Genomic DNA, 19,007 nt, shown 5'->3' on the forward strand with positions numbered 1-19,007 from the left:
GGTTCGATATCAGGCCAGAAAGAGGAACAGTGTGGGCTGCTTGTCCAGATCGGGTGCAGGTGACTGCTTCCAGTCACTGATGGTGCGCGTCTGGATGGATTCGTCGGGCGTGGTGACCGAGCGTGCCACACACAGTCGGGTGCTGCCTTTGAGTGTGTCGAGCAGCGTCTTGAAGAAGGCCGTATTGCGGTAAGGCGTTTCGATCATGATCTGCGTCTGTTGCTGGCGGGCTGATGCCTGTTCCCATTGCCTGAGCTGGGCTGCGCGTTCGGTGGGTGCCACCGGCGCATAGCCGTGGAAAGCGAACCGCTGTCCATCCAGGCCACTGGCCATCAGCGCCAGCAGAATGGACGACGGCCCGGTCCAGGGGCAGACGCGTATGCCGAGCGTGTGGGCGATGCGCACTACTTGCGCCCCGGGATCGGCCACGGCCGGGCAACCGGCCTCGGACACCAGGCCAATCTCACCGCCGTCACGCGCGCGCTGCAGCCAGCGGTGCATGTCTGCTTCGCTGGCCTTGCGGTCCAGCACATGGATGGTGATTTCCTGCAGGGGCGTATCGGTGCCGATGGCTTTGAGGAAGGCGCGTGCCGTCTTGGCGTTTTCCGCGATGTAGCAGTCGAGCCGCGCGGCCAGGGTACGCACATCTTCTGGCAACCATAGTGATGACGGGACGCCCTCGCCCAGGGAAACGGGGATGAGGTGCAGATGTCCCTGCTGGCGGGCGGTGTTTGCCGTGCTGTTGCTGACCGTACTCATGCGGGGACGCTCTCTTGTTCGGAGGAGGCGATCGATGATCCAGACCGGGGAGCAGGCTGGCCAGGCTTGAGCGGATCCAGACCGAAGCTGCGCAGCATGCGTGACAGTTCGATCAGCGGCAGGCCGATGATCGCAGTCGGATCGCTGCTGTCCATCGCTTCCATCAGGCTGATGCCCAGGCTTTCGGCCTTGGCGCTGCCAGCCGTGTCATAGGGGCGGTCGATGCTCAGATAGTGCTCGATGCTCGCATCGTCGAGCGTGCGGAAGCGGCAGGTTGTCAGAATGTCAGCCGATTCGGTGCGGCTGCCATCGGTGAGCGCCAGGGCGCTGTGAAATACGACAGTCTGGCCGGACAGGCGGCGCAACTGGGCAACGGCCTGCGCATGGCCGCCGGGCTTGCCGATGGGGGCTGTGCCCAGCGTGGCAACCTGGTCCGAACCGATGACCAGCGCGCCAGGGTGGCGGGCCGCGACGGCCTGCGCCTTGGCGACGGCCAGACGCAGTGCCAGCTCGGCAGGCGCTTCGCCAGACGCGGGGGTTTCATCGACATCCGGGGACACGACGGTAAAGGGCAGGCGCAGGCGCTCAAGCAGTTCACGACGGTAGGGAGAACTGGAGGCCAGGATGAGGGTGGTCATAGCGTTATGGCAGAGGCGGAGAACCGCCTGGAGCAAAAGGCATAGTGTATAGGCGAGAGGGATGGCTGATCAATTTCAAGAACAGTCATCGGATCTATTGCAAGTGGCTTTATCAGCGTACTGTTTTTTGCTGCAGGACGATGCAGATGAGGAAGTCGACGCCTGGTGTCGGTGTTGTTCTTTATTGCGGACTCACAGCGTATTTAAAAATCAAATCATATAGTTTTTATTAAGTGATTTTAAAAAGAAGGCCATTGACAATCTTTCGTTTTTAAGTAAAAATTGTTAACAATGCGAATCATTTGTGTTGTTAATTGTGGTATAGATTGATTTCATGAGTGAAAGGATTTGGAAGTGAAATATATTTTTCTATTTTCATTGTGCATGATTGTCGGTTCGAATAGCTTCGCTGAAGAAGTGGGGGAGGAACCTGATGGCGCTCTGAATTGCAGCGTGCCAAACCCGGATGGCATAGCTTTTGTATCTCTGGGGACTACGGTTTTCAGAATTCCTCGAGAAAATGTTAACTCTCACTCAAATTGGCCAAGTAGAGCATTAGTTTTGCCTGATGCGCCAGATCCGTCTCAGCCTGCAGGTTGTTATAAAAACCCAAGAGCAAGTCAAATGTTGTTTGGTTTTAATAAAAAAATTGATGATTTTGAAATTGAACAATATAGTTTGATAAATTCAGCTGTGGATTATTTTGGGTCTACATATGAAGATTTATATAAAAAATTTTGCCAGGATTTTAGTGGGAGACGTTATCTGAAAAATGGATTGATCGGGTGTTTTTCAGACAGAAATGCAGAGGCTTCCTCTGGTCTCGATGAAATTGGTTTGTATAGAGTTGATCCAAGTATATATTCAACTCCATTCGGTCAGGATTTCATTGTTAACTGTATTCCTAGCGCTTCAAGAAGAGGGATTTATTGTAGTGTTTCATACAAGTTATATTCAACCGTGAATATTTTATATAGATTTTTTACGCACAAAATTTCTCTGGAAAATATCATTGAATATGATGGGATGTTGAGAAATAATTTTTCGGAAATTGTTGTTTCGAATTATGAGTGGGGGAGTGGTGATGGTATTTAAGGCGACAAGTGTGGCCGTAGTCACCCCTGTTCTGATGCTTTTCTGACGTCCAAGGAGTCGTTTGGCCTGCTGCTGTCGTCTCGCTGAAGGGCCAATCCCTCCAGGGTTGCAGTCACAGTGATAGGCTTCGGAACCATAAATGTCAGCCACATGCCGGTATCCCGGCCAAAGCCGCTCAGGATGATGTCATTGTCGGATGTGAGTTCGTATATGGTTTCAAGGGTGTCATGTGTCTCATTGCGCAGCCATTGCTTCTTGATGTTTCTGTGCGTTCGTAAGAGATGGGCGAGATGGGCATGATCGCCCCCTACGCCTTCCTGCATACAGCCATTCTATCCATGTGATCCAGGGCTAAGAGGGGGCCTGCCGGTTGGCGATTTGCCCAGCACGGTTTTCAGGGTAAACGCGCCTGTGCCAGCATGGAAAATCAACCTGCCTTGCCCGTACAATCATCCGGTCGGCGGATGACGGCATCCGCCCAGCCGGATACATAAAAACAAATGCGACTGCTCAAGGATTTTTCGGGATCGGCCCTGGTGGCAGGTTTTGTGACGGTGCTGGTGGGCTATACCAGCTCCGTGGTGGTGGTATTCCAGGCGGCCCGTGCCAGCGGTGCGGGGCCGGCCGAAGTGGCATCGTGGATGTGGGCGCTGGGCATCGGTTCGGCGCTGACCTGCATTGGCCTGTCGTTGCGCTATCGCCAGCCGGTGGTCACGGCCTGGTCCACGCCCGGGGCAGCTTTGCTGGCGACCAGCGCGGCTGGCCTGACGATGCCGGAGGCCACCGGCGTTTTCATCATGACGGCTGTGTTGACATTGCTGGTCGGTATCACGGGCTGGTTCGAACGCTTGCTGGCGCGTATTTCGTCGGCGCTGGCGGCGGCCATGCTGGCGGGCATTCTGCTGCGGTTCAGCATCAAGGGTTTCCTGGCACTGGAAAGCCAGTTCGTGCTGGTGCTGTCGATGTTCGCGATCTATCTGGCAGGACGGCGCTGGTGGCCACGCTATGCCGTGCCGGGTGTGTTGGCTCTGGGCATGGGCATGGCGGGGGCACAGGGATTGTTGCATTTCGAAGGCGTGACATTCGCGCTGACCACACCCGTGCTGACGGTACCGGAATTCAGCCTGGGCAACCTGATCGGCCTGGCCGTGCCGCTGTTCATCGTCAACATGGCGTCGCAATATGTACCGGGCATCGTCACCATCCGGGCGTCGGGCTACCCTGCGCCGGTGTCGCAACTGGTGACCTGGACGGCATTGACCACACTGGTACTGGCACCGTTCGGGGGCTTTGCCATTGTGCTGGCTGCCATCACGGCGGCGCTGTGCATGGGGCCGGACGCGCATGCGTCGCCGGCGCGTCGCTATGTGGCGGCGGTTGCGGCAGGGGGATTCTATCTGGTGATGGGGCTGTATGGTGGCACGGTGGGCAGTCTGCTGGCTGCCTTTCCTGAGGAACTGGTACTGGCGCTGGCCGGTCTGGCGTTGCTCAATACCATCGGCAGCGGTCTGGCGACTGCGATGACGGATGCCCGCCAGCGAGAGGCGGCGCTGGTGACGTTCATCCTGACGGCTTCGGGGATTTCGCTGTTCGGTATCGGTTCGGCCTTCTGGGGCATTACGGCAGGTGTGATAACGCTGCTGGTGCTGGATGCCGGCCGCAGACAGGAGGCGAAATGAGGTCGCCCCGTACCTGGCGGCTACTGGTCAGTGCCGCGCTGGCCGTGCTGGCATGGTGGTCGCTGCAGTCTCAAAATGTGCCTGCCGTAGAAAACCAGACTACGCGGCGCGAAGGCCATATTCCGGCAGCGGATACCTATATGCTGCATGGCGAAATCGTGAATGTCGCGGATGGCGATACCGTAACATTGCGTGCGGGTACGGCGCGACACCGTGTCCGTCTGGCCAGTATCGATGCGCCCGAGACCGGCAGCGATGGTCGTCCGGGCCAGCCGTATGGCCGGGCGGCGGCGGATGCGCTGCGCAGTCTGGTGCAGGGGCGCACGCTGGACCTGAGGTGTTACGAGACTGACCAATATGGTCGCGACGTATGCGATCTGCTGGAGGAAAATGCGGGTCGGCAGACCTACAACGCCCGCATGGTCGAAGCGGGCTGGGCCTGGGCTAACATGCAGGGCCGGGGACGTCACCTGCGCGATGACAGCCTGCGCACGGTCGAGCGCCAGGCACGACAGGCGCGACGCGGCCTGTGGGCCGATGCTGACCCCGTGCCGCCCTGGCAGTGGCGCTATGACTGCTGGCAACAGCAGCGTTGCGGTTCGCGTTGAAACAGGACACAGCATGTGCTCAGGAGAGAGTCGGCCTATGTGCCAGCAACCCTATCTTCAGACCGGAACGGTGCGATCGGTCGCAAGGCGCTCAGGTCGTTTTGGCTTGCTGCGCTGCTGTGTCGGACTGATGGCAGTGCTGGCGCTGTCGGCCTGCCAGCCTCGACAGGCCATCAACAGCCCCTATGCGGAAGGCGCAGAGGCGGAAAATACCTTCTACACGGCATTTGCCTCGCGCTCGCCCAAGTACCTGGATCCGGCCAGCTCCTATTCGGGTGATGAAACACCATATACCTACAATATCTACGAAGCACCGTTCGCCTACCATTATCTCAAGCGGCCCTATGAACTGATACCGCGTACGGCACAGGCGCTGGTCGAGCCGCAATACCTGGATGCCGAAGGGCAGCCGTTGCCGGCCGATGCGCCGGGCGAATCGGTGGTTGAAAGCGTCTACGATATCCGCATCAAGCCGGGTATCCTGTTCCAGCCGCATCCGGCCTTTGCCCGCACGGCAGATGGGGGGTACGCCTACTGGCCCTTGCCGCCCGACGGGCTGGTTGGGCGGTATCAGATTCCGGATTTTCCCGAGACCGGTACGCGTGAACTGACGGCAGAGGACTATGTCTATGCCATCCGCCGCCTGGCCAGCCCGCGCACGGTGTCGCCGGTGTTTACGACCATGGCGGATTACATTGTCGGCATGCGCGAGTATGGCGAGCAGCTCAAGGCGGCCGATCAGGCACTGCGCAAGGATGTGCCGCCCGGCACGCGTGACCTGCCCTGGCTGGATTTGCGCCAGTATGCGTTCGAGGGCGTTCAGGCGCTGGATGCGCATACCCTGCGAATCCGCATCAAGGGCAAATATCCGCAGTTCAAGTATTGGCTGGCCATGAGCTTCTTCGCACCGATGGCGTGGGAGGCCGACCGTTTCTACCAGCAGCCGGGCATGGCCGAGCACAATCTGTCGCTCAATACCTGGCCGGTCGGCACGGGCCCCTACATGATGGCCGAGTCGCGCCAGAACCAGCGCCATGTCATGGTGCGCAATCCCAACTATCGCGGCGAGCCTTACCCCTGCGAAGGTGAGCCGGGGGATGCCGAGGCGGGTTTGCTGCGTGATTGTGGACAGCCCACTCCTTTCATCGACCGGCTGGTCTTCAGCATCGAGAAGGAAGGCATTCCGTTGATGGGCAAGTTCATGCAGGGCTATTACGATGTCCCGCAGGCCGAGCGTGGCGAGTATGGCATTGCCATGCTGGTGGCGGCCGAGGATGATGCCGACAAGGCACGGCGCTATCGCGAGCACGCCATCCAGTTGCCGACCACGGTCGAGACGTCGATCTGGTATATGGGATTCAACTGGCTGGATCCGGTGGTGGGGCAGGGCGATACGCCCGAACGCCAGTTGCGCAATCGCAAGTTGCGGCAGGCCATCAGCATTGCCTTTGACTGGGAAGAATACATCGCGATTTTCGAGAATGGCCAAGGCATGGTTGCATGCAGTCCGGTGCCACCCGGTGTGCTGGGGTTCGAGCCGTTCGAGGATGGCTGCGACCCCGTGGTCTATGACCGGGTCGATGGCCGTGTGCAGCGGCGCAGTATCGAGGCGGCTCGCCAGTTGATGGTAGAGGCCGGCTATCCGGGCGGGCGTGATGCCGAGACCGGGGCACCGCTGGTGCTGCATTACGATGCGATGGGCGGCATGACCGGTGCCAGTCCGGTGTTCGACTGGATGCGCCGCAGGATGGCCTTGCTCGGTATCCAGTTCGATATCCGTGCCACGGATTACAGTCGCTTTCAGGACAAGATGCGGCGTGGCGCGGCACAGATGTTTCTGTGGGGCTGGAATGCCGACTATCCCGATGCCGAAAATTTCCTGTTTCTGCTCTACGGACCCAATGCCAAGGTCGGCAGCGGTGGCGAGAACGCGGCCAACTACAGCAATCCCGAATATGACGCCATGTTCGAGCAACTGCGCTTCCTGGATGATGGCCCTGAAAAGGAAGCGCTGATCCATCGCATGAGTGCGCTGGTACAGCGCGATGCCCCCTGGATGTTCGGCTATTTCCCCAAATCGGCGGGTGCCTATCAGCAATGGGTCAGCAATGCCAAGCCGACGCAGATGGTACGCAATACCCTGCAGTACTATCGTGTCGATCCGAGCTTGCGCACCGAGCGCATTGCCGCCTGGAACCCGCCCGTATTCTGGCCGCTGTGGCTGCTGCTGGCCGGTGTCCTGTTGCTGGTCTGGCCTGCCTGGCGCATCATCCGCAGGCGTGAGCGGGCCACGGCACATGTGGCAGCTGACGGAGAACGCCGATGAGTACCTACATTCTTCGCCGTCTGTTGTACGGCGTCCTGATCCTGGTGGGCGTCAACCTGTTCACTTTCATCCTGTTCTTCGCGGTCAACACGCCTGATGATATGGCCCGTCTTTCCATTGGCGGGCAGCGCGTCAGCCAGGAGGCCATCGAGCAGTGGAAAGTCGAGCATGGCTATGACAAGCCGCTGTTCTACAACAGCGAGGCTCCGGGCATGGACAGCCTGCGCCAGACGATTTTCTACGAACACTCGCTGCCATTGCTGACGCTCGATTTCGGCATGTCCGACAGTGGCAGGGATATCGGGCTGGAGATTCGCGAGCGGATCGGTCCGAGCCTGGCGCTGGCCTTGCCCAGCTTTTTCCTGGGCCTGCTGGCCAGCGTGGCGTTTGCGATGCTGCTGGTATATTTCAAGTCCACGGCGCTGGATTTCTGGGGGGTGGTGCTGTGCGTGATCCTGCTGTCGATCTCCAGCCTGTTCTATATCATTGCCGGGCAATGGTTGTTTGCCAAGGTGCTGCGACTGGTGCCGTATTCGGGCTTTGCCGATGGCGTGGGCATGCTGCGCTTTCTGGTCCTGCCGGTACTGGTGGCGATCATCTCGAGGCTGGGGCCTGAGGCGCGGTTCTACCGCACGCTGTTTCTCGAGGAAATGGGCAAGGATTATGTGCGCACGGCACGCGCCAAGGGCCTGAGCGAGAGCTGGGTGCTGTGGCGTCACGTACTGCGCAACGCTGCCTTGCCGATCCTGACGGGCACGGTGGCCGCCATTCCGTTGCTGTTCATGGGCAGCCTGATTTCCGAGTCTTTCTTCGGAATTCCAGGGCTGGGCAGCTATACCATCGACGCCATCAATGCGCAGGATTTTTCTATCGTGCGGGCCATGGTGTTCCTCGGTTCGATGCTCTATATCGTCGGCCTGATCCTGTCCGATATTTCGTACACGCTGGTCGATCCCCGCGTGCGTTTCAGTTGATACGGAGGGATACCGAGCCATGCCCAAGATCGTGATCCTCTGGACGGATGCAGCCTTTTTCCTGCTGGTACTGATGGCGCTGTTCTATGCCTGGCGGGCATCCCGCCACAGCGGCAGCCGCCAGAACTGGCGCAAGGTGCTGCAGGATCGCACCGCCATGTGCGCCGCCGTTGTGCTGGCGCTGTTCGTGCTGGTGGCGCTGCTCGATTCCATGCACTACCGGCCGCGCCTGCCGCCGGCACCGGGACAACCGGCCACGGCTGCGCCAGCCTATGCGCCGCAGGTCCGTTCGGTGCTGGATGCGCTGCTCGATACGACACTGCTGGCCAAATCCGAGAAAAGCTATTCGGTGCCGCTGGCCACGCACCTGTTCACCAAGGAAACCATGCTGGCTGTCGACGGTGCGGCCTATCGCGACTTTCCCCGGCTGATTTATGCCGGCGTCCATCTGGATGATCCCGAGGCCGACTGGCATGGCGACGTGACCGGGCGGTTGCTGAAAGGGGCATTGGCAGGCGTGGTCGCGGCCTTGCTGGCAGGTGCCGCCGTGGGCAGTCTGTTGGCTCGCCGACAGGGCTGGCAGTCGCTGCTGAGCGGGCGTAGCGCCGTACCCTGGCGTGCGATGTGGCTGACTTTTCTGGTGGTCTGCCTGGTGGTGGGCGTGCTGGCCAGTCTGGCGGGCGGTTATCACGTATTCGGGACTGATCGCACGGGCAACGATGTGCTCTGGCAGGCGCTCAAGAGCATCCGCACGGCCTTGGTGATCGGGACGCTGACGACGCTGGCCATGTTGCCGCCTGCATTGATATTCGGTATTTCGGCGGGTTATTTCAAAGGGTGGGTCGACGACCTGATCCAGTATATCTACACGACGCTGACCTCGATTCCCGGGGTCTTGCTGATCGCGGCCTGCGTGCTGATGATGCAGGTCTATATCGATACGCATCCCGAGATGTTCCCGACTTCGGCTGCCCGTGCCGATCTGCGTCTGTTTCTGCTGTGCCTGATCCTTGGGTTGACGGGCTGGGCAGGGCTGTGCCGCCTGTTGCGGGCCGAGGTGCTCAAGCTGCGTGAGCTGGAGTATATCCAGGCGGCACGGGCGTTCGGCGTATCGCATTTGCGGATCATGTTGCGTCATTTGCTGCCGAACGTGATGCATATCGTGCTGATTACCATGGTGCTGGAATTCTCCGGTCTGGTGCTGTACGAGGCCGTGCTTTCTTACCTGGGTATCGGTGTGGATCCCGGCATGAATTCCTTTGGTTCGATGATCGACATGGCACGATTGGAAATGTCACGCGATCCCATGGTTTGGTGGAACCTGACGACAGCATTTTTCTTCATGCTGGTACTGGTGCTGGCCGCCAACTTGTTCGCTGATGCCGTGCGCGAGGCTTTTGATCCGCATGGACGCCGATATCGGGTACGGCGTCGACTGTCGCGACATGTCGCAGGCAATCAGCCAGCCTTGTCTGGCACGGCCGGCGGGGAGAGAAACACATGAGTGCATCACACATGACGGCTCCTGCGGACGCACCAATCGAGACGCCAGTGGGTCAGGCCCAGGCAGCAGGTGTCGTGCTTGAGGTCAGTGACCTTGCGATCCGTATCGCGTCGGAAGACAGTAGCCGGGCGGCCGTCGAGGCACTGGCCTTGTGCATCCGACGCGGCGAGACCTTTGCGCTGGTGGGCGAATCCGGCTGCGGCAAGAGCCTGACGGCGCTGGCATTGCTGCGCTTGCTGCCCGAAACGGTCGAGCTGGCGCAGGGCAGTATCCGGCTCGCCGGCGAGGAGTTGACGGTATTGGCCGAGCGGGACATGCGCAATGTTCGGGGCGGTCAGATCGGCATGATTTTCCAGGAGCCGTCCACCAGTCTGAATCCTGTCATGACCGTAGGGCGGCAGGTCGTGGAGGTCGTGATGCGTCACACGCCATTGCGGGGTGAACAGGCCCGCAATCAGGCCATACGCTGGCTGGATCGGGTCGGGATTCCCGATGCGGCCCGGCGGCTGGACGATTATCCGTTCCAGTTTTCGGGTGGACAGAAGCAACGCATCATGATTGCCATGGCACTGGCGGGCGAACCTGCCTTGCTGATTGCAGATGAACCCACTACGGCGCTGGATGTGACCATCCAGGCCCAGATACTGTCATTGCTGGCCGATATCCAGCGCGAACTGGGCATGGCCATTTTGCTGATTACGCATGACCTGGCCGTGGTGCGCCAGGTGGCCCATCAGGTGGCTTTGATGCGCCATGGCAGAATCGTCGATGTGGCACCGGTCGGTGATTTCTTCGAGCAGACGCAGCATCCTTACGCACAGGAATTGTTCGATGCGATTCCGGGGTATGAAAAGCGCGGCAGGCCGCTGTCGGCTGCCGGGCGCAAGCGGGAGGCAACGCCCGTGTTTGCGGAGGTGCTCGACTCCGGCGTGGTCCCGAAAGTGGCGATGGATATGAAAGCGGTGCAGACAGAGGCGAGCGCACAGTTGCCTGCGCTGTTGCAGGTACAGGATCTCAAGGTGCACTACCCGGTACGCAAGGGGCTGCTGCGGCGCGAAGTGGCCACGATTCGCGCTGTCGATGGCGTCAGTTTCGAACTACGCCAGGGACGCACGCTGGCCCTGCTGGGGGGGTCGGGTTGCGGCAAGACCACCACGGCCAAGGCCATGCTGCGCCTGCTCGACGGGCAGGCCCGGATATCAGGCAAGGTGCTGCTGGATGGTCAATCGGTGCTGGATGCCGGACGTGCGAGCATGAAAACCCTGCGTCGCCGTATCCAGATCGTGTTCCAGGATCCGTTTGCCTCGCTCGATCCGCGCATGCGCGTTGGCGAAATCCTGGACGAAGGCCTGGCCTCGTTGCGTCGCGACTTGCCGGTCGAGCTGCGCCGCCAGCGGATTGCCGGGTTGCTGGAGCGGGTCGGCCTGCCTGCGGATACGCAGACGCGCTATCCGCACGAGTTTTCCGGCGGTCAACGCCAGCGCATCGCCATTGCCCGGGCTCTGGCGACCGAGCCGGACGTGCTGGTCTGCGACGAACCGACCTCGGCGCTGGACGTATCGGTGCAGGCACAGATTATCGATCTGCTGCAGGAGTTGCAGCGGGAACTGGGCATGGCCTACCTGTTCGTGTCGCACAATTTCGGCGTGGTCGAATATCTGGCCGACGATATTGCCGTCATGGCGCAGGGTCGTATTGTGGAAATCGGCCCTGCGGAGCAGGTCCTGCTGGAGCCACGTCACGAAGAAACCCGTCAATTGCTGGCCGCCGTGCCGCGCCTTGATGCAAGACTGCCCTAAAATGCAGGCATGAGCGTTCATTCTTCCAAGGTATGGCATTGAAAGTCTACGATCTGGCCTGTGGTCAGGGGCATCTCTTCGAAGGCTGGTTCGGTTCGCAGGAAGACTATGCGGATCAGCAGGCGCGTGGCCTGCTTCAGTGCCCATTGTGTGGCAGTACGCAGATCGAGCGCAGGCTGTCGGCTCCCCGGTTGAATGTCTCGGGCGCGACCGCCGCTACCACCAGAGATAGCGGAGCTACCGACGTGGCAACCAGTGGCTCGACACAGGCAGCATTGGCAACACCTGAGGGTCAGGCACTACAGGCCGAGGCGCTGCGGCGGATGCGCGAGTTCGTGCGCAGCATGGACAATGTAGGGCCGCGCTTTGCCGAAGAGGCGCGCCGCATTCACGAGGGCGAGTTGCCCGAGCGGCCGATACGTGGCACCGCCACGCCCGAGGAGCGCCAGTCTCTGGCCGATGACGGTATCGGCATCATGCCGATACCGGATATTCTGGATGATGATCGTCTTCTATGATCCCGGTTTTGCAGCGTGCCCCCGGATCTGTTCATGCCTGCCGTGCAATATGCTTTTATTGAATTATTTTTTGTAGTAATTCTTTGTATTCATTTTTGTAGAGGGTATTTTCTTCCTTGTCGATCATGCTCTGAAGAGAAAGCATGAGCTTTCTTTTTTCGGGATCCGGAAGCCGTTCTCTGCAATCAATGATTTTTTTCAGCTCGACGTAAAAATTTCTCTCGGAATTTTTTCTTGGTGAAATTCTTGGCATCGATGCAAGGTAGTCGAGTCTGTCCTGCCGCATACGAAACTGCGGGAAGCGCATGATGAACAAAGAGACGTAGTAGTTTGCTTTTTTTAGATATTTTGTTTCGTCAAAAAAATCAAACAAATAGTCAGATGGAGGAAGTCCATATCTCTTGATCATGTTTCCTGTCGTGGAAATCGTGTTTATGATTGTTTTTATATCGAACCTTTCTGCCCTGCATAAAGAAACAATTTTTTTGGCCAGAGATGGGTCGGAAAGAAAGTTTTCATAGTGTTTTGAGTACTCCTTTCGGGATATCTTTTCAAGCTCATCTATTGATGATGATATCTCCTCTGGGTTCTCATGTTCGGGGTTGAAGGACTTGATCCTTGCAGAGATGACTCTGAGAGCATCGATGATTTTTTCTGGCCGATTCATATTCATGAAATAAAAAACCCGGATGCGGCACAAGCCGATCCGGGTTCAGATCCTCTACGTCCTGCTGACCAGCATATGCCTGTCGGCACAATAGGCAGTGAAAGACAGAGTCCCGTGGGGTGGTGCCGTCTGGCGGCCCTCCGTCCGGGTCAGGGTCGGGATCAGTTGGCACGGCTGCGGTATTCGCCGGTGCGAGTATCGATTTCGATCTTGTCACCGATTTCGCAGAAGAGCGGCACGGGAATGTCGAAACCGGTGGCCAGCTTGGCCGGCTTGAGCACCTTGCCCGAGGTGTCGCCGCGCACGGCCGGCTCGGTGTAGATGATTTCGCGGACCACGGTGGTGGGCAGCTCGACCGAGATGGCGCGGCCTTCGTAGAACACGACTTCGGCAGGCATGTTCTCTTCCAGGTAGTTCAGCGCGTCGCCCATGCTGTCGGCTTCGATTTCATACTGGTTGTATTCTTCGTCCATGAAGACATACATGGGATCGCCGAAATACGAGTAGGTGCATTCCTTGCGCTCGAGCATCACGACTTCGAACTTTTCGTCGGCCTTGTAGACCGATTCGCTGCCAGAGGCGCTCAGCAGGTTCTTGAACTTGAGCTTGACGACTGCGGCGTTGCGGCCGGACTTGTTGTATTCAGCCTTTTGGACGACCAGCGGCGCGCCATTGACCATGACGACGTTGCCGACGCGCAATTCCTGTGCGGTTTTCATTAATAAGTACTCCAGGGAACCAGATACGCCCGGACCGGTCGCTGCCGGTGCCGGGTCAGCATCGTGAAAAAATGGTAAAGCCAGCTATTTTAGCCTGAGAGGGCGGTCTGCTTGTAGTAGAACGCCAATAATGCGCTGGCCAGATCATGCTGGCCATCAAGATAGGCAGAGAAATCCTGGAAAAACGTGTGCCAGCGGGCCCGATTGGCACAACGCAGACCCTGTTCCAGGGCTTCGGCGGTGCCGGCGTCGGCAGGACGGTTCCAGGCGAGCCAGGCCTGCCGGATCGTTTCGGGTGCCTGGGCCTGGTGCAGCCAGCCTTCAACCTTGGCAAGATGCGCCTCTTCGTCCTGGCGATAGGCCTGCCACAGCATCGGCTGGCCAGCCAGCAGCGCACGCACGAAAGAGTCCTCGCCTCGCACCAGGTTGAGATCGGCACTCCACAGCAGACGGTCGTATTCGGGTTGTGGCAGGAACGGAATCCGAGCGATGTGCAGATTGGGGGCCAGCGTAGCCGGCAGCGCGGGCAGCATGACCCGTTCGGGAACCAGCAGCAGTATCTGGCCCGGCAGTCGACCCAGAGCCAGCAGCAGCTCGGCGACGGGGGCATCCGGATAGCAGAACAGGGTGACGATCTGCAGATCGGGTTGTTCGAGCAGTACCCGCGCGGTTTCGTCATGCGGCAGCAAGTCGGTCAGCCAGCGTCGAACCTGGGCAGTGTCAGCCTGCCACTCCTGACGTTGCCGGGTCAGCGTCTTTTCGCGCAGTATGCCGCCGGTGCCGGGCAGAAAGCCTGGGAAGAAGAAAAATTTTCGCTGTCCGTCGGGCTGGGGGGATTCCATACCGTGGCAGCCTGCTGCCCACGCCTCGGTCGCAAGATATTCAAGATTGAGCCACAGTTTGCTGCGGCCGGGCATGCGGGCGATGTGGCTGGTGGGCGGATCGCAGGCAAAGGCTTCGATGACAATGTCATGCGGCTCGAGGTCGGGTATCGAGCCGGACCAGTGAATGATCTCTATCCCGGCATGGGCCTGAGCGGACAGGCCGGGGTCGATAGCCCGACACAGGTGCTGGAATGCACGCAGATCATCCACCCACAGGCGTACCGGGCAGCCATGGTCTTGATGCAGACAGCGCGCCAGGCGCCAGCACACACCGATATCGCCATAATTGTCGATCACACGACAGAACAGATCCACACCGGGCGCTGCCGGTGGCATGACGCGGGGATCAGACTGTCGTGCGGCCATCATGCCACCTTGGTGGCGTCGAACAGCCGTGTTGGTTGAACGATTTGCTGGCGGGCCTGCACCAGCGGCAGGTTGCGGCTGCCGCTGGGCAGCTCTGCGATCAGTCCATACAGGGTGCTGACGGCATGGCCCAGCGCCTGTGGCAGGGCATCGCCGACCAGCAAGCGGGCCAGCAGGGTCGATGAAAATACATCACCCATGCCGCTGGGCATCGGATCGAGCGAGATGATTGGGGTTGTGACCAGCCAGGCATCATCGCGGCGCACGGCCAGCGTGCCCAGTTGACCTTCCATGTCGGGGGTCAGCAGGCTGGTGATGATGATCGTGTCAGGGCCGGGCTGGCCCGGGCCGCTGCGCAGCAGACGCCGTGTCTCGGCGATGGCGTGAGGCAGGTCACGCAGCGAAGTGTCGCTGAGCAGTTCGAACTCGTATTGGTTGGGGGTGAGAATGTCCGCCTGTGGCATGGCGTATTGGCGCAGGAAGGGCGGAATGCCGGGCCTGACGAAGATGCCCCGGTGCACGTCGCCCATGACCGGATCGCACAGATAACGCACGGCCGGGTTTGCCTGGCGAATTTTACGCACTGCGTCGAGAATGGTCTGACCAATCGCGGCATCGCCCAGATAGCCGGACAGCACGGCCGCGCAGTGGGAGAGTACGTCGCGGGCCTGAAGGCCTTCGATCACGTCGCGGATATGTTCTGCGCTGAATACCTGCCCCTTGACCTCGCCGAACCCTGTGTGGTTCGAGAACTGGACCGTATGCACGGCCACGGCCTCGACGCCGGACAACTGCAGCGGCAGCATGGCGGCGGCATTGCCGACATGGCCCCATGCAACGTGGGACTGGATGGTCAGGACCAGGGGCGGATGCGTATTCATGTCAGTGGAACAACGCAGGTGCGGAGGGAACTTCCTCGGGCATCTCGGGATGCACCAGTTCCCCCTGCGGGTTGGGGAAATAGGGGGCACCGCAGTCTTCGCAGTGCTCGGGAGCCAGCAGGCCGGGAATGCGACGGATCTCACGCACACCGCTGCGGCGCAACAGTTCGCTGATCTGCGCGACGGTTTCGGCACCGTCGTCGATGGCCTGGATGGCTACTTCCGGGCCGAACAGCGGCCACATGCAGCCGTAGATGACGTCGTTGCTCTGCTTGGCTGTCAGGCCGATGCGGTATTCCTCGATACGTGATTCGCCGCAGCCGGCGATGACGGCACGCAGGGTCTCGGCCGGCATGTCCATGCTTTCCTGCAGCCAGGAAAGAGCGGCCTGCAGCGTCAGCGGACGGATGGTCTTGTCTGCCTCGCGGTTGCTGACATAGTAGGCATCGGGCAGGATACATTCGAATGCGCAGCCGGGCAGCAGTTCAGAAAAGGCTTCGTGGGTATGGGCGATCCATTGTTCGAGGCTGTTGCCGCGACTGGCTTCGGGACGGCCGCCGTCTTCCTGCCAACGGAACAGCGGTGCACCTGCAGGGGCGGCGACCACGCCAACCAGATAGCGCGTGTCTGCCAGCATGGGTGCCGTTTCGACCTGTTCCGACAGCAGGTAGTCCTGTAGATGGACCTCGCTGCCCTGGACAGCCTGTTGTGCGAGGTTTTGCATCCAGCGCCAGGTTTCGGAAAACGAGCGCGGCATCTGATCCATGCTGAACAGTGCAGGCAACAGTGCCAGCCGGGCATCCGGTGCCAGAATATCGGTATGCAGAGCCTGTTGCAGCCTGGCATGGGCCGGTGCAGTCAGTGGGCCGGAAAAAATGCTGTAACGTGTCCAGGCAGCAAGCGGTGCGACGATCAGCAAGGCATCCCAGGGCTGTCCGTCAGGGCCGGTCACGGTGCCGGACTCGGAGTGTGTCTCGATCAGTTCGATCAGCACTTCGTAGGCATTGGTGTCGGATTGGGCCAGTTCGTCCAGGGCGTGTTCAAGCGCCTCGTCCTGCTGCTGCCGGAGCAGTTTGCGAATCTGGTCGGCCAACTGGTTTTCCCAGTAAATGTCTTCGACACGACTGCCTGAAGCACCCAGTGCCAGTGCCAAGGCACCCAGGCGCTTGGCATCGCGTTGCAGGGAAGAGGAAACGGTACGGCGGGTACGGAGCATGTAGGGAGCAGGGCTGCCTGCAAAAAAGATAAACGGAATATGACTGCCCAGTTTAACCCGTATCAATCTGCCGGGTGTGTCTGCAGGGTTTCCCTGAGCCTGCGTATGCGTTCTTCGGTGGCGGGATGCGAGGCCGTCCAGTCGGGCAGTGACAGCTTGTCCGGGTGTGATTTTTCCAGTCGCTCCAGCATCTGCGCCAGCGCAGCGGGATCGCGTCCGCTGGCTTGCATCAGTTCGGCGGCATGGGTGTCGGCATCGCGCTCGAAGTCCCGGGAATAGGCCAGATCGAGCAGGCCCGCCCCCATGGCGGCCGTGTCGCTGACCATGCTGCTGATATCGCCGGTCATCATCATCAGTACGGCAGACAGGCCAACGGCACGTGCCATGCGGCGCAGACCATGGCGGTGGTGGACATGGCCGATTTCATGCGCGAGAACACCGGCGATTTCATCCTGGCTGGATGCCATTTCGATGAGTTCGTCGGTAATGACAATATCACCGCCGGGCAGGGCTAGTGCATTGGCACCGATGGTGTCGCCCTTGCGAAAGTGGAGTTGCAGTGTGTGCTCGAGATTTACCTGGTTGCGCGCCAGGTCATCAAACACAGCCTGGACCTGCTGTTGTTGCTTGGGAGGCAGCGTACTGGGCTTGAAGACAGCATAATCCAGCGTCTGCATGACGCCTGTGCCGATTCGCTGCTCGACCGAAACCGGAACCAGGCGGGCAGCGAGGTCGGCTGTCCATGGAACCCCCCAGCGTACACCAGCGAACATCAGCGCGATGGCCAACACGAAAAGCAGCAGCAGGCGAGGATGTACCCGTTCGAGGTAGAACAGCACATTGTGCGGTGCCCGGCCATACAGTTGCTGCCTCAGCCTGCTGGCAGTGTCATGCAGACTGGTTTCGAAAATACGGCCATCGGGCAGTTCGATACGCTGGGGTGCCCGGCCGATGCGGTCCCCCCAGGCCAGCGTGGTGGCATCGAGGTGTTCCTGCTGCAGACCGCAGTCGAGCCGCAGCAGACCATGCTCGTCGATGGACAGCATGGCATCGGCGCAGGCCGCAGAGCCGGCCGCGAAGAGACGGCCGGAGAGTACGACAGATGCCTCAGAGGCTGACGGCACTTGCAAAACCTTCGAGTTCGCCGAATTCGCCCCCGAAGCTGCTGGGCGTATTGCCCTGCGCCGTGACGAAGTAGTCGAGATCGCCCTGTGCCAGCAGTGTGACCTGCGTGGCCAGGTAGCGGTAATGACGCACGCGTGCCCAAGGGTAGGCCAGCCCAAGGCTGCAGATTGTTGCCAGCCCGCCCGAGACAAAAATCCACATCAGGCGCCAGGGCGACAGCGTGCTGCGCATGCCATGCACGCCGTCGATGCTGAGCTGGTTCAGGACTTCGTTGCGTTCACGGGTTCCGTAGTAGAGTGCCGCGACGAAAATGGCCAGGTAGAACGACAGAATGATCGGCAGTACCACTGCCAGGATCAGGCTTACCATCATCTCCGGCGGCATTGAACTGCTGGCCATGTGTGGCGACTGTAGAATGAAGAGGATACTGCTCAGCGGTGGCAGCAGTGACAGGATGCTCAGGATCAGGGGAATACCGATGAACAGCGCCAGGAACAGCAGGAAAGACAGTCCGAAGATACCGTAGAGATGGCCCACGCGTGGTTGCGTGTCCATGCGGGCATTGCCGAACTGAGTATTGCCGATGACGTAGCGTGCAATCATGCGGGAGACCACGGGGGCCAGCAGTCCCAGCGTGAATAGCGTGATGAAGGGCAGACCGACGAACAGCCAGAGCGCGCGACCATAGCTGCCCTGGAAATTGAAGCGCACATTGCGCCAGCTGCTGACCCGGGCATTGAAACGCAGGCCGGCGTTGAGCGCCCAGGGCATGAGGAGCAGCAGCACCAGTAGCGTCAGCAACTGGGCGGGCGGGAAGAATGCGCCTGGCAGTGCCAGCAGGATGATCAGGACGATGGCCAGCAGGCGACCCTTGAAAATCTGCATGCCGGTGGCGTGATATTCAAATGCGTGTCCGTCGATGCTGGTGTGACCGTAGAACCAGCGCTTGGTCCGCACCTTGGCCCAGGCAGACCAGATACCCAGCGTCAGGATAGTGAGCAGCAGGTTGACGATCCAGACACCGAAATAATCGCCGGCAGTGCCGTTGAACGCGACAGGAATTTCCCTGCGCTGGGAGGGAGAGGGGACGGGAAATGACTCCACCGTAGCGAGGAAGTCGTCGGCGGCAGAGGGATCGGCGGTCATTCGGTCAGGCTCCTGAAATGGCAGCGGCGACCGTCAGCGGCCGCCGCGCATAATGAATCAGGGCGAATAATAGCAAATAACAACTGTTTCGGCGGCGTGAGCC

At 59.8% G+C, this 19,007-nt stretch carries 18 protein-coding genes; 8 read left to right on the plus strand and 10 right to left on the minus strand.

Features of this window, described 5'->3' with window-relative positions:
• Positions 1-9: 9 nt before the first annotated feature.
• The gene (locus DD235_RS03505; protein ID WP_109060629.1) at positions 10-759 is read right to left on the minus strand and encodes an SAM-dependent methyltransferase; all 750 of its coding nucleotides are present in this window, start codon (positions 757-759) and stop codon (positions 10-12) included.
• Entirely contained in the window at positions 756-1,397 is a 642-nt protein-coding gene (locus tag DD235_RS03510) for a Maf family nucleotide pyrophosphatase (protein WP_109060630.1), read from the minus strand. The genes DD235_RS03505 and DD235_RS03510 overlap by 4 nt, the downstream gene beginning before the upstream one ends.
• 354 nt (positions 1,398-1,751) lie before the next feature.
• On the opposite strand from DD235_RS03510, the gene DD235_RS16695 reads away from it, so the two are divergent.
• Positions 1,752-2,492, plus strand: coding sequence for a hypothetical protein (locus DD235_RS16695; RefSeq protein ID WP_146193408.1), 741 nt, complete (start codon positions 1,752-1,754; stop codon positions 2,490-2,492).
• Between the two features lie 20 nt (positions 2,493-2,512).
• On the opposite strand, the gene DD235_RS03515 is transcribed toward DD235_RS16695, so the two are convergent.
• Positions 2,513-2,815, minus strand: coding sequence for a hypothetical protein (locus DD235_RS03515; protein WP_109060631.1), 303 nt, complete (start codon positions 2,813-2,815; stop codon positions 2,513-2,515).
• 177 nt (positions 2,816-2,992) lie between these two features.
• Here DD235_RS03515 and DD235_RS03520 point away from each other — a divergent pair, with 177 nt between their 5' ends.
• The 7 genes from DD235_RS03520 to DD235_RS03550 all read left to right on the plus strand — a co-directional run bounded on the left by DD235_RS03520 (position 2,993) and on the right by DD235_RS03550 (position 11,900).
• Positions 2,993-4,171, plus strand: a complete 1,179-nt coding sequence (locus DD235_RS03520) for a benzoate/H(+) symporter BenE family transporter (protein WP_109060632.1) — start codon at positions 2,993-2,995, stop codon at positions 4,169-4,171.
• On the plus strand, positions 4,168-4,779 hold the full coding sequence (locus tag DD235_RS03525) for a thermonuclease family protein (RefSeq protein ID WP_109060633.1): 612 nt from the start codon (positions 4,168-4,170) through the stop codon (positions 4,777-4,779). Before DD235_RS03520 ends, DD235_RS03525 begins: the two co-directional genes overlap by 4 nt.
• Positions 4,780-4,909: 130 nt before the next feature.
• Positions 4,910-7,105, plus strand: coding sequence for an ABC transporter substrate-binding protein (locus tag DD235_RS03530; RefSeq protein WP_109061005.1), 2,196 nt, complete (start codon positions 4,910-4,912; stop codon positions 7,103-7,105).
• A complete protein-coding gene (locus DD235_RS03535; protein ID WP_109060634.1) occupies positions 7,102-8,079 on the plus strand; it encodes an ABC transporter permease in 978 nt (325 codons plus the stop codon). Before DD235_RS03530 ends, DD235_RS03535 begins: the two co-directional genes overlap by 4 nt.
• A 19-nt stretch (positions 8,080-8,098) precedes the next feature.
• Positions 8,099-9,583: an ABC transporter permease gene (locus tag DD235_RS03540; RefSeq protein ID WP_109060635.1), complete on the plus strand. Its 1,485-nt coding sequence runs from the start codon at positions 8,099-8,101 to the stop codon at positions 9,581-9,583.
• 11 nt (positions 9,584-9,594) lie between these two features.
• The gene (locus DD235_RS03545) at positions 9,595-11,382 is read left to right on the plus strand and encodes an ABC transporter ATP-binding protein (RefSeq protein WP_109060636.1); all 1,788 of its coding nucleotides are present in this window, start codon (positions 9,595-9,597) and stop codon (positions 11,380-11,382) included.
• 32 nt (positions 11,383-11,414) lie between these two features.
• On the plus strand, positions 11,415-11,900 hold the full coding sequence (locus DD235_RS03550) for a DUF1178 family protein (RefSeq protein ID WP_109060637.1): 486 nt from the start codon (positions 11,415-11,417) through the stop codon (positions 11,898-11,900).
• A gap of 55 nt (positions 11,901-11,955) precedes the next feature.
• Here the strand turns inward: DD235_RS03550 and DD235_RS03555 are convergent, their stop codons facing one another.
• The 7 genes from DD235_RS03555 to DD235_RS03585 form a co-directional block, all read right to left on the minus strand.
• Positions 11,956-12,573: a hypothetical protein gene (locus DD235_RS03555; RefSeq protein WP_146193410.1), complete on the minus strand. Its 618-nt coding sequence runs from the start codon at positions 12,571-12,573 to the stop codon at positions 11,956-11,958.
• Between the two features lie 155 nt (positions 12,574-12,728).
• Positions 12,729-13,286: an elongation factor P gene (gene efp / locus DD235_RS03560; RefSeq protein WP_109060639.1), complete on the minus strand. Its 558-nt coding sequence runs from the start codon at positions 13,284-13,286 to the stop codon at positions 12,729-12,731.
• 89 nt (positions 13,287-13,375) lie between these two features.
• Positions 13,376-14,539 carry an elongation factor P maturation arginine rhamnosyltransferase EarP gene (gene earP, locus DD235_RS03565; protein WP_109060640.1) on the minus strand — a complete coding sequence of 388 codons (1,164 nt, stop codon included), beginning with the start codon at positions 14,537-14,539 and terminating at the stop codon, positions 13,376-13,378.
• The gene (gene pdxY / locus DD235_RS03570) at positions 14,536-15,417 is read right to left on the minus strand and encodes a pyridoxal kinase PdxY (RefSeq protein WP_109060641.1); all 882 of its coding nucleotides are present in this window, start codon (positions 15,415-15,417) and stop codon (positions 14,536-14,538) included. The genes earP and pdxY overlap by 4 nt, the downstream gene beginning before the upstream one ends.
• A 1-nt stretch (position 15,418) precedes the next feature.
• Positions 15,419-16,633 (minus strand): DUF2863 family protein, encoded by a 1,215-nt coding sequence (locus DD235_RS03575; protein ID WP_109060642.1) that lies wholly within the window; start codon positions 16,631-16,633, stop codon positions 15,419-15,421.
• Between the two features lie 62 nt (positions 16,634-16,695).
• The gene (locus DD235_RS03580; RefSeq protein ID WP_146193412.1) at positions 16,696-17,757 is read right to left on the minus strand and encodes a M48 family metallopeptidase; all 1,062 of its coding nucleotides are present in this window, start codon (positions 17,755-17,757) and stop codon (positions 16,696-16,698) included.
• Positions 17,741-18,904: a YjgN family protein gene (locus DD235_RS03585; protein ID WP_109060644.1), complete on the minus strand. Its 1,164-nt coding sequence runs from the start codon at positions 18,902-18,904 to the stop codon at positions 17,741-17,743. The genes DD235_RS03580 and DD235_RS03585 overlap by 17 nt, the downstream gene beginning before the upstream one ends.
• Between the last annotated feature and the right edge of the window lie 103 nt (positions 18,905-19,007).

This window comes from Corticimicrobacter populi (assembly GCF_003123725.1).
In the GTDB taxonomy this organism is placed as follows: domain Bacteria; phylum Pseudomonadota; class Gammaproteobacteria; order Burkholderiales; family Burkholderiaceae_B; genus Corticimicrobacter; species Corticimicrobacter populi.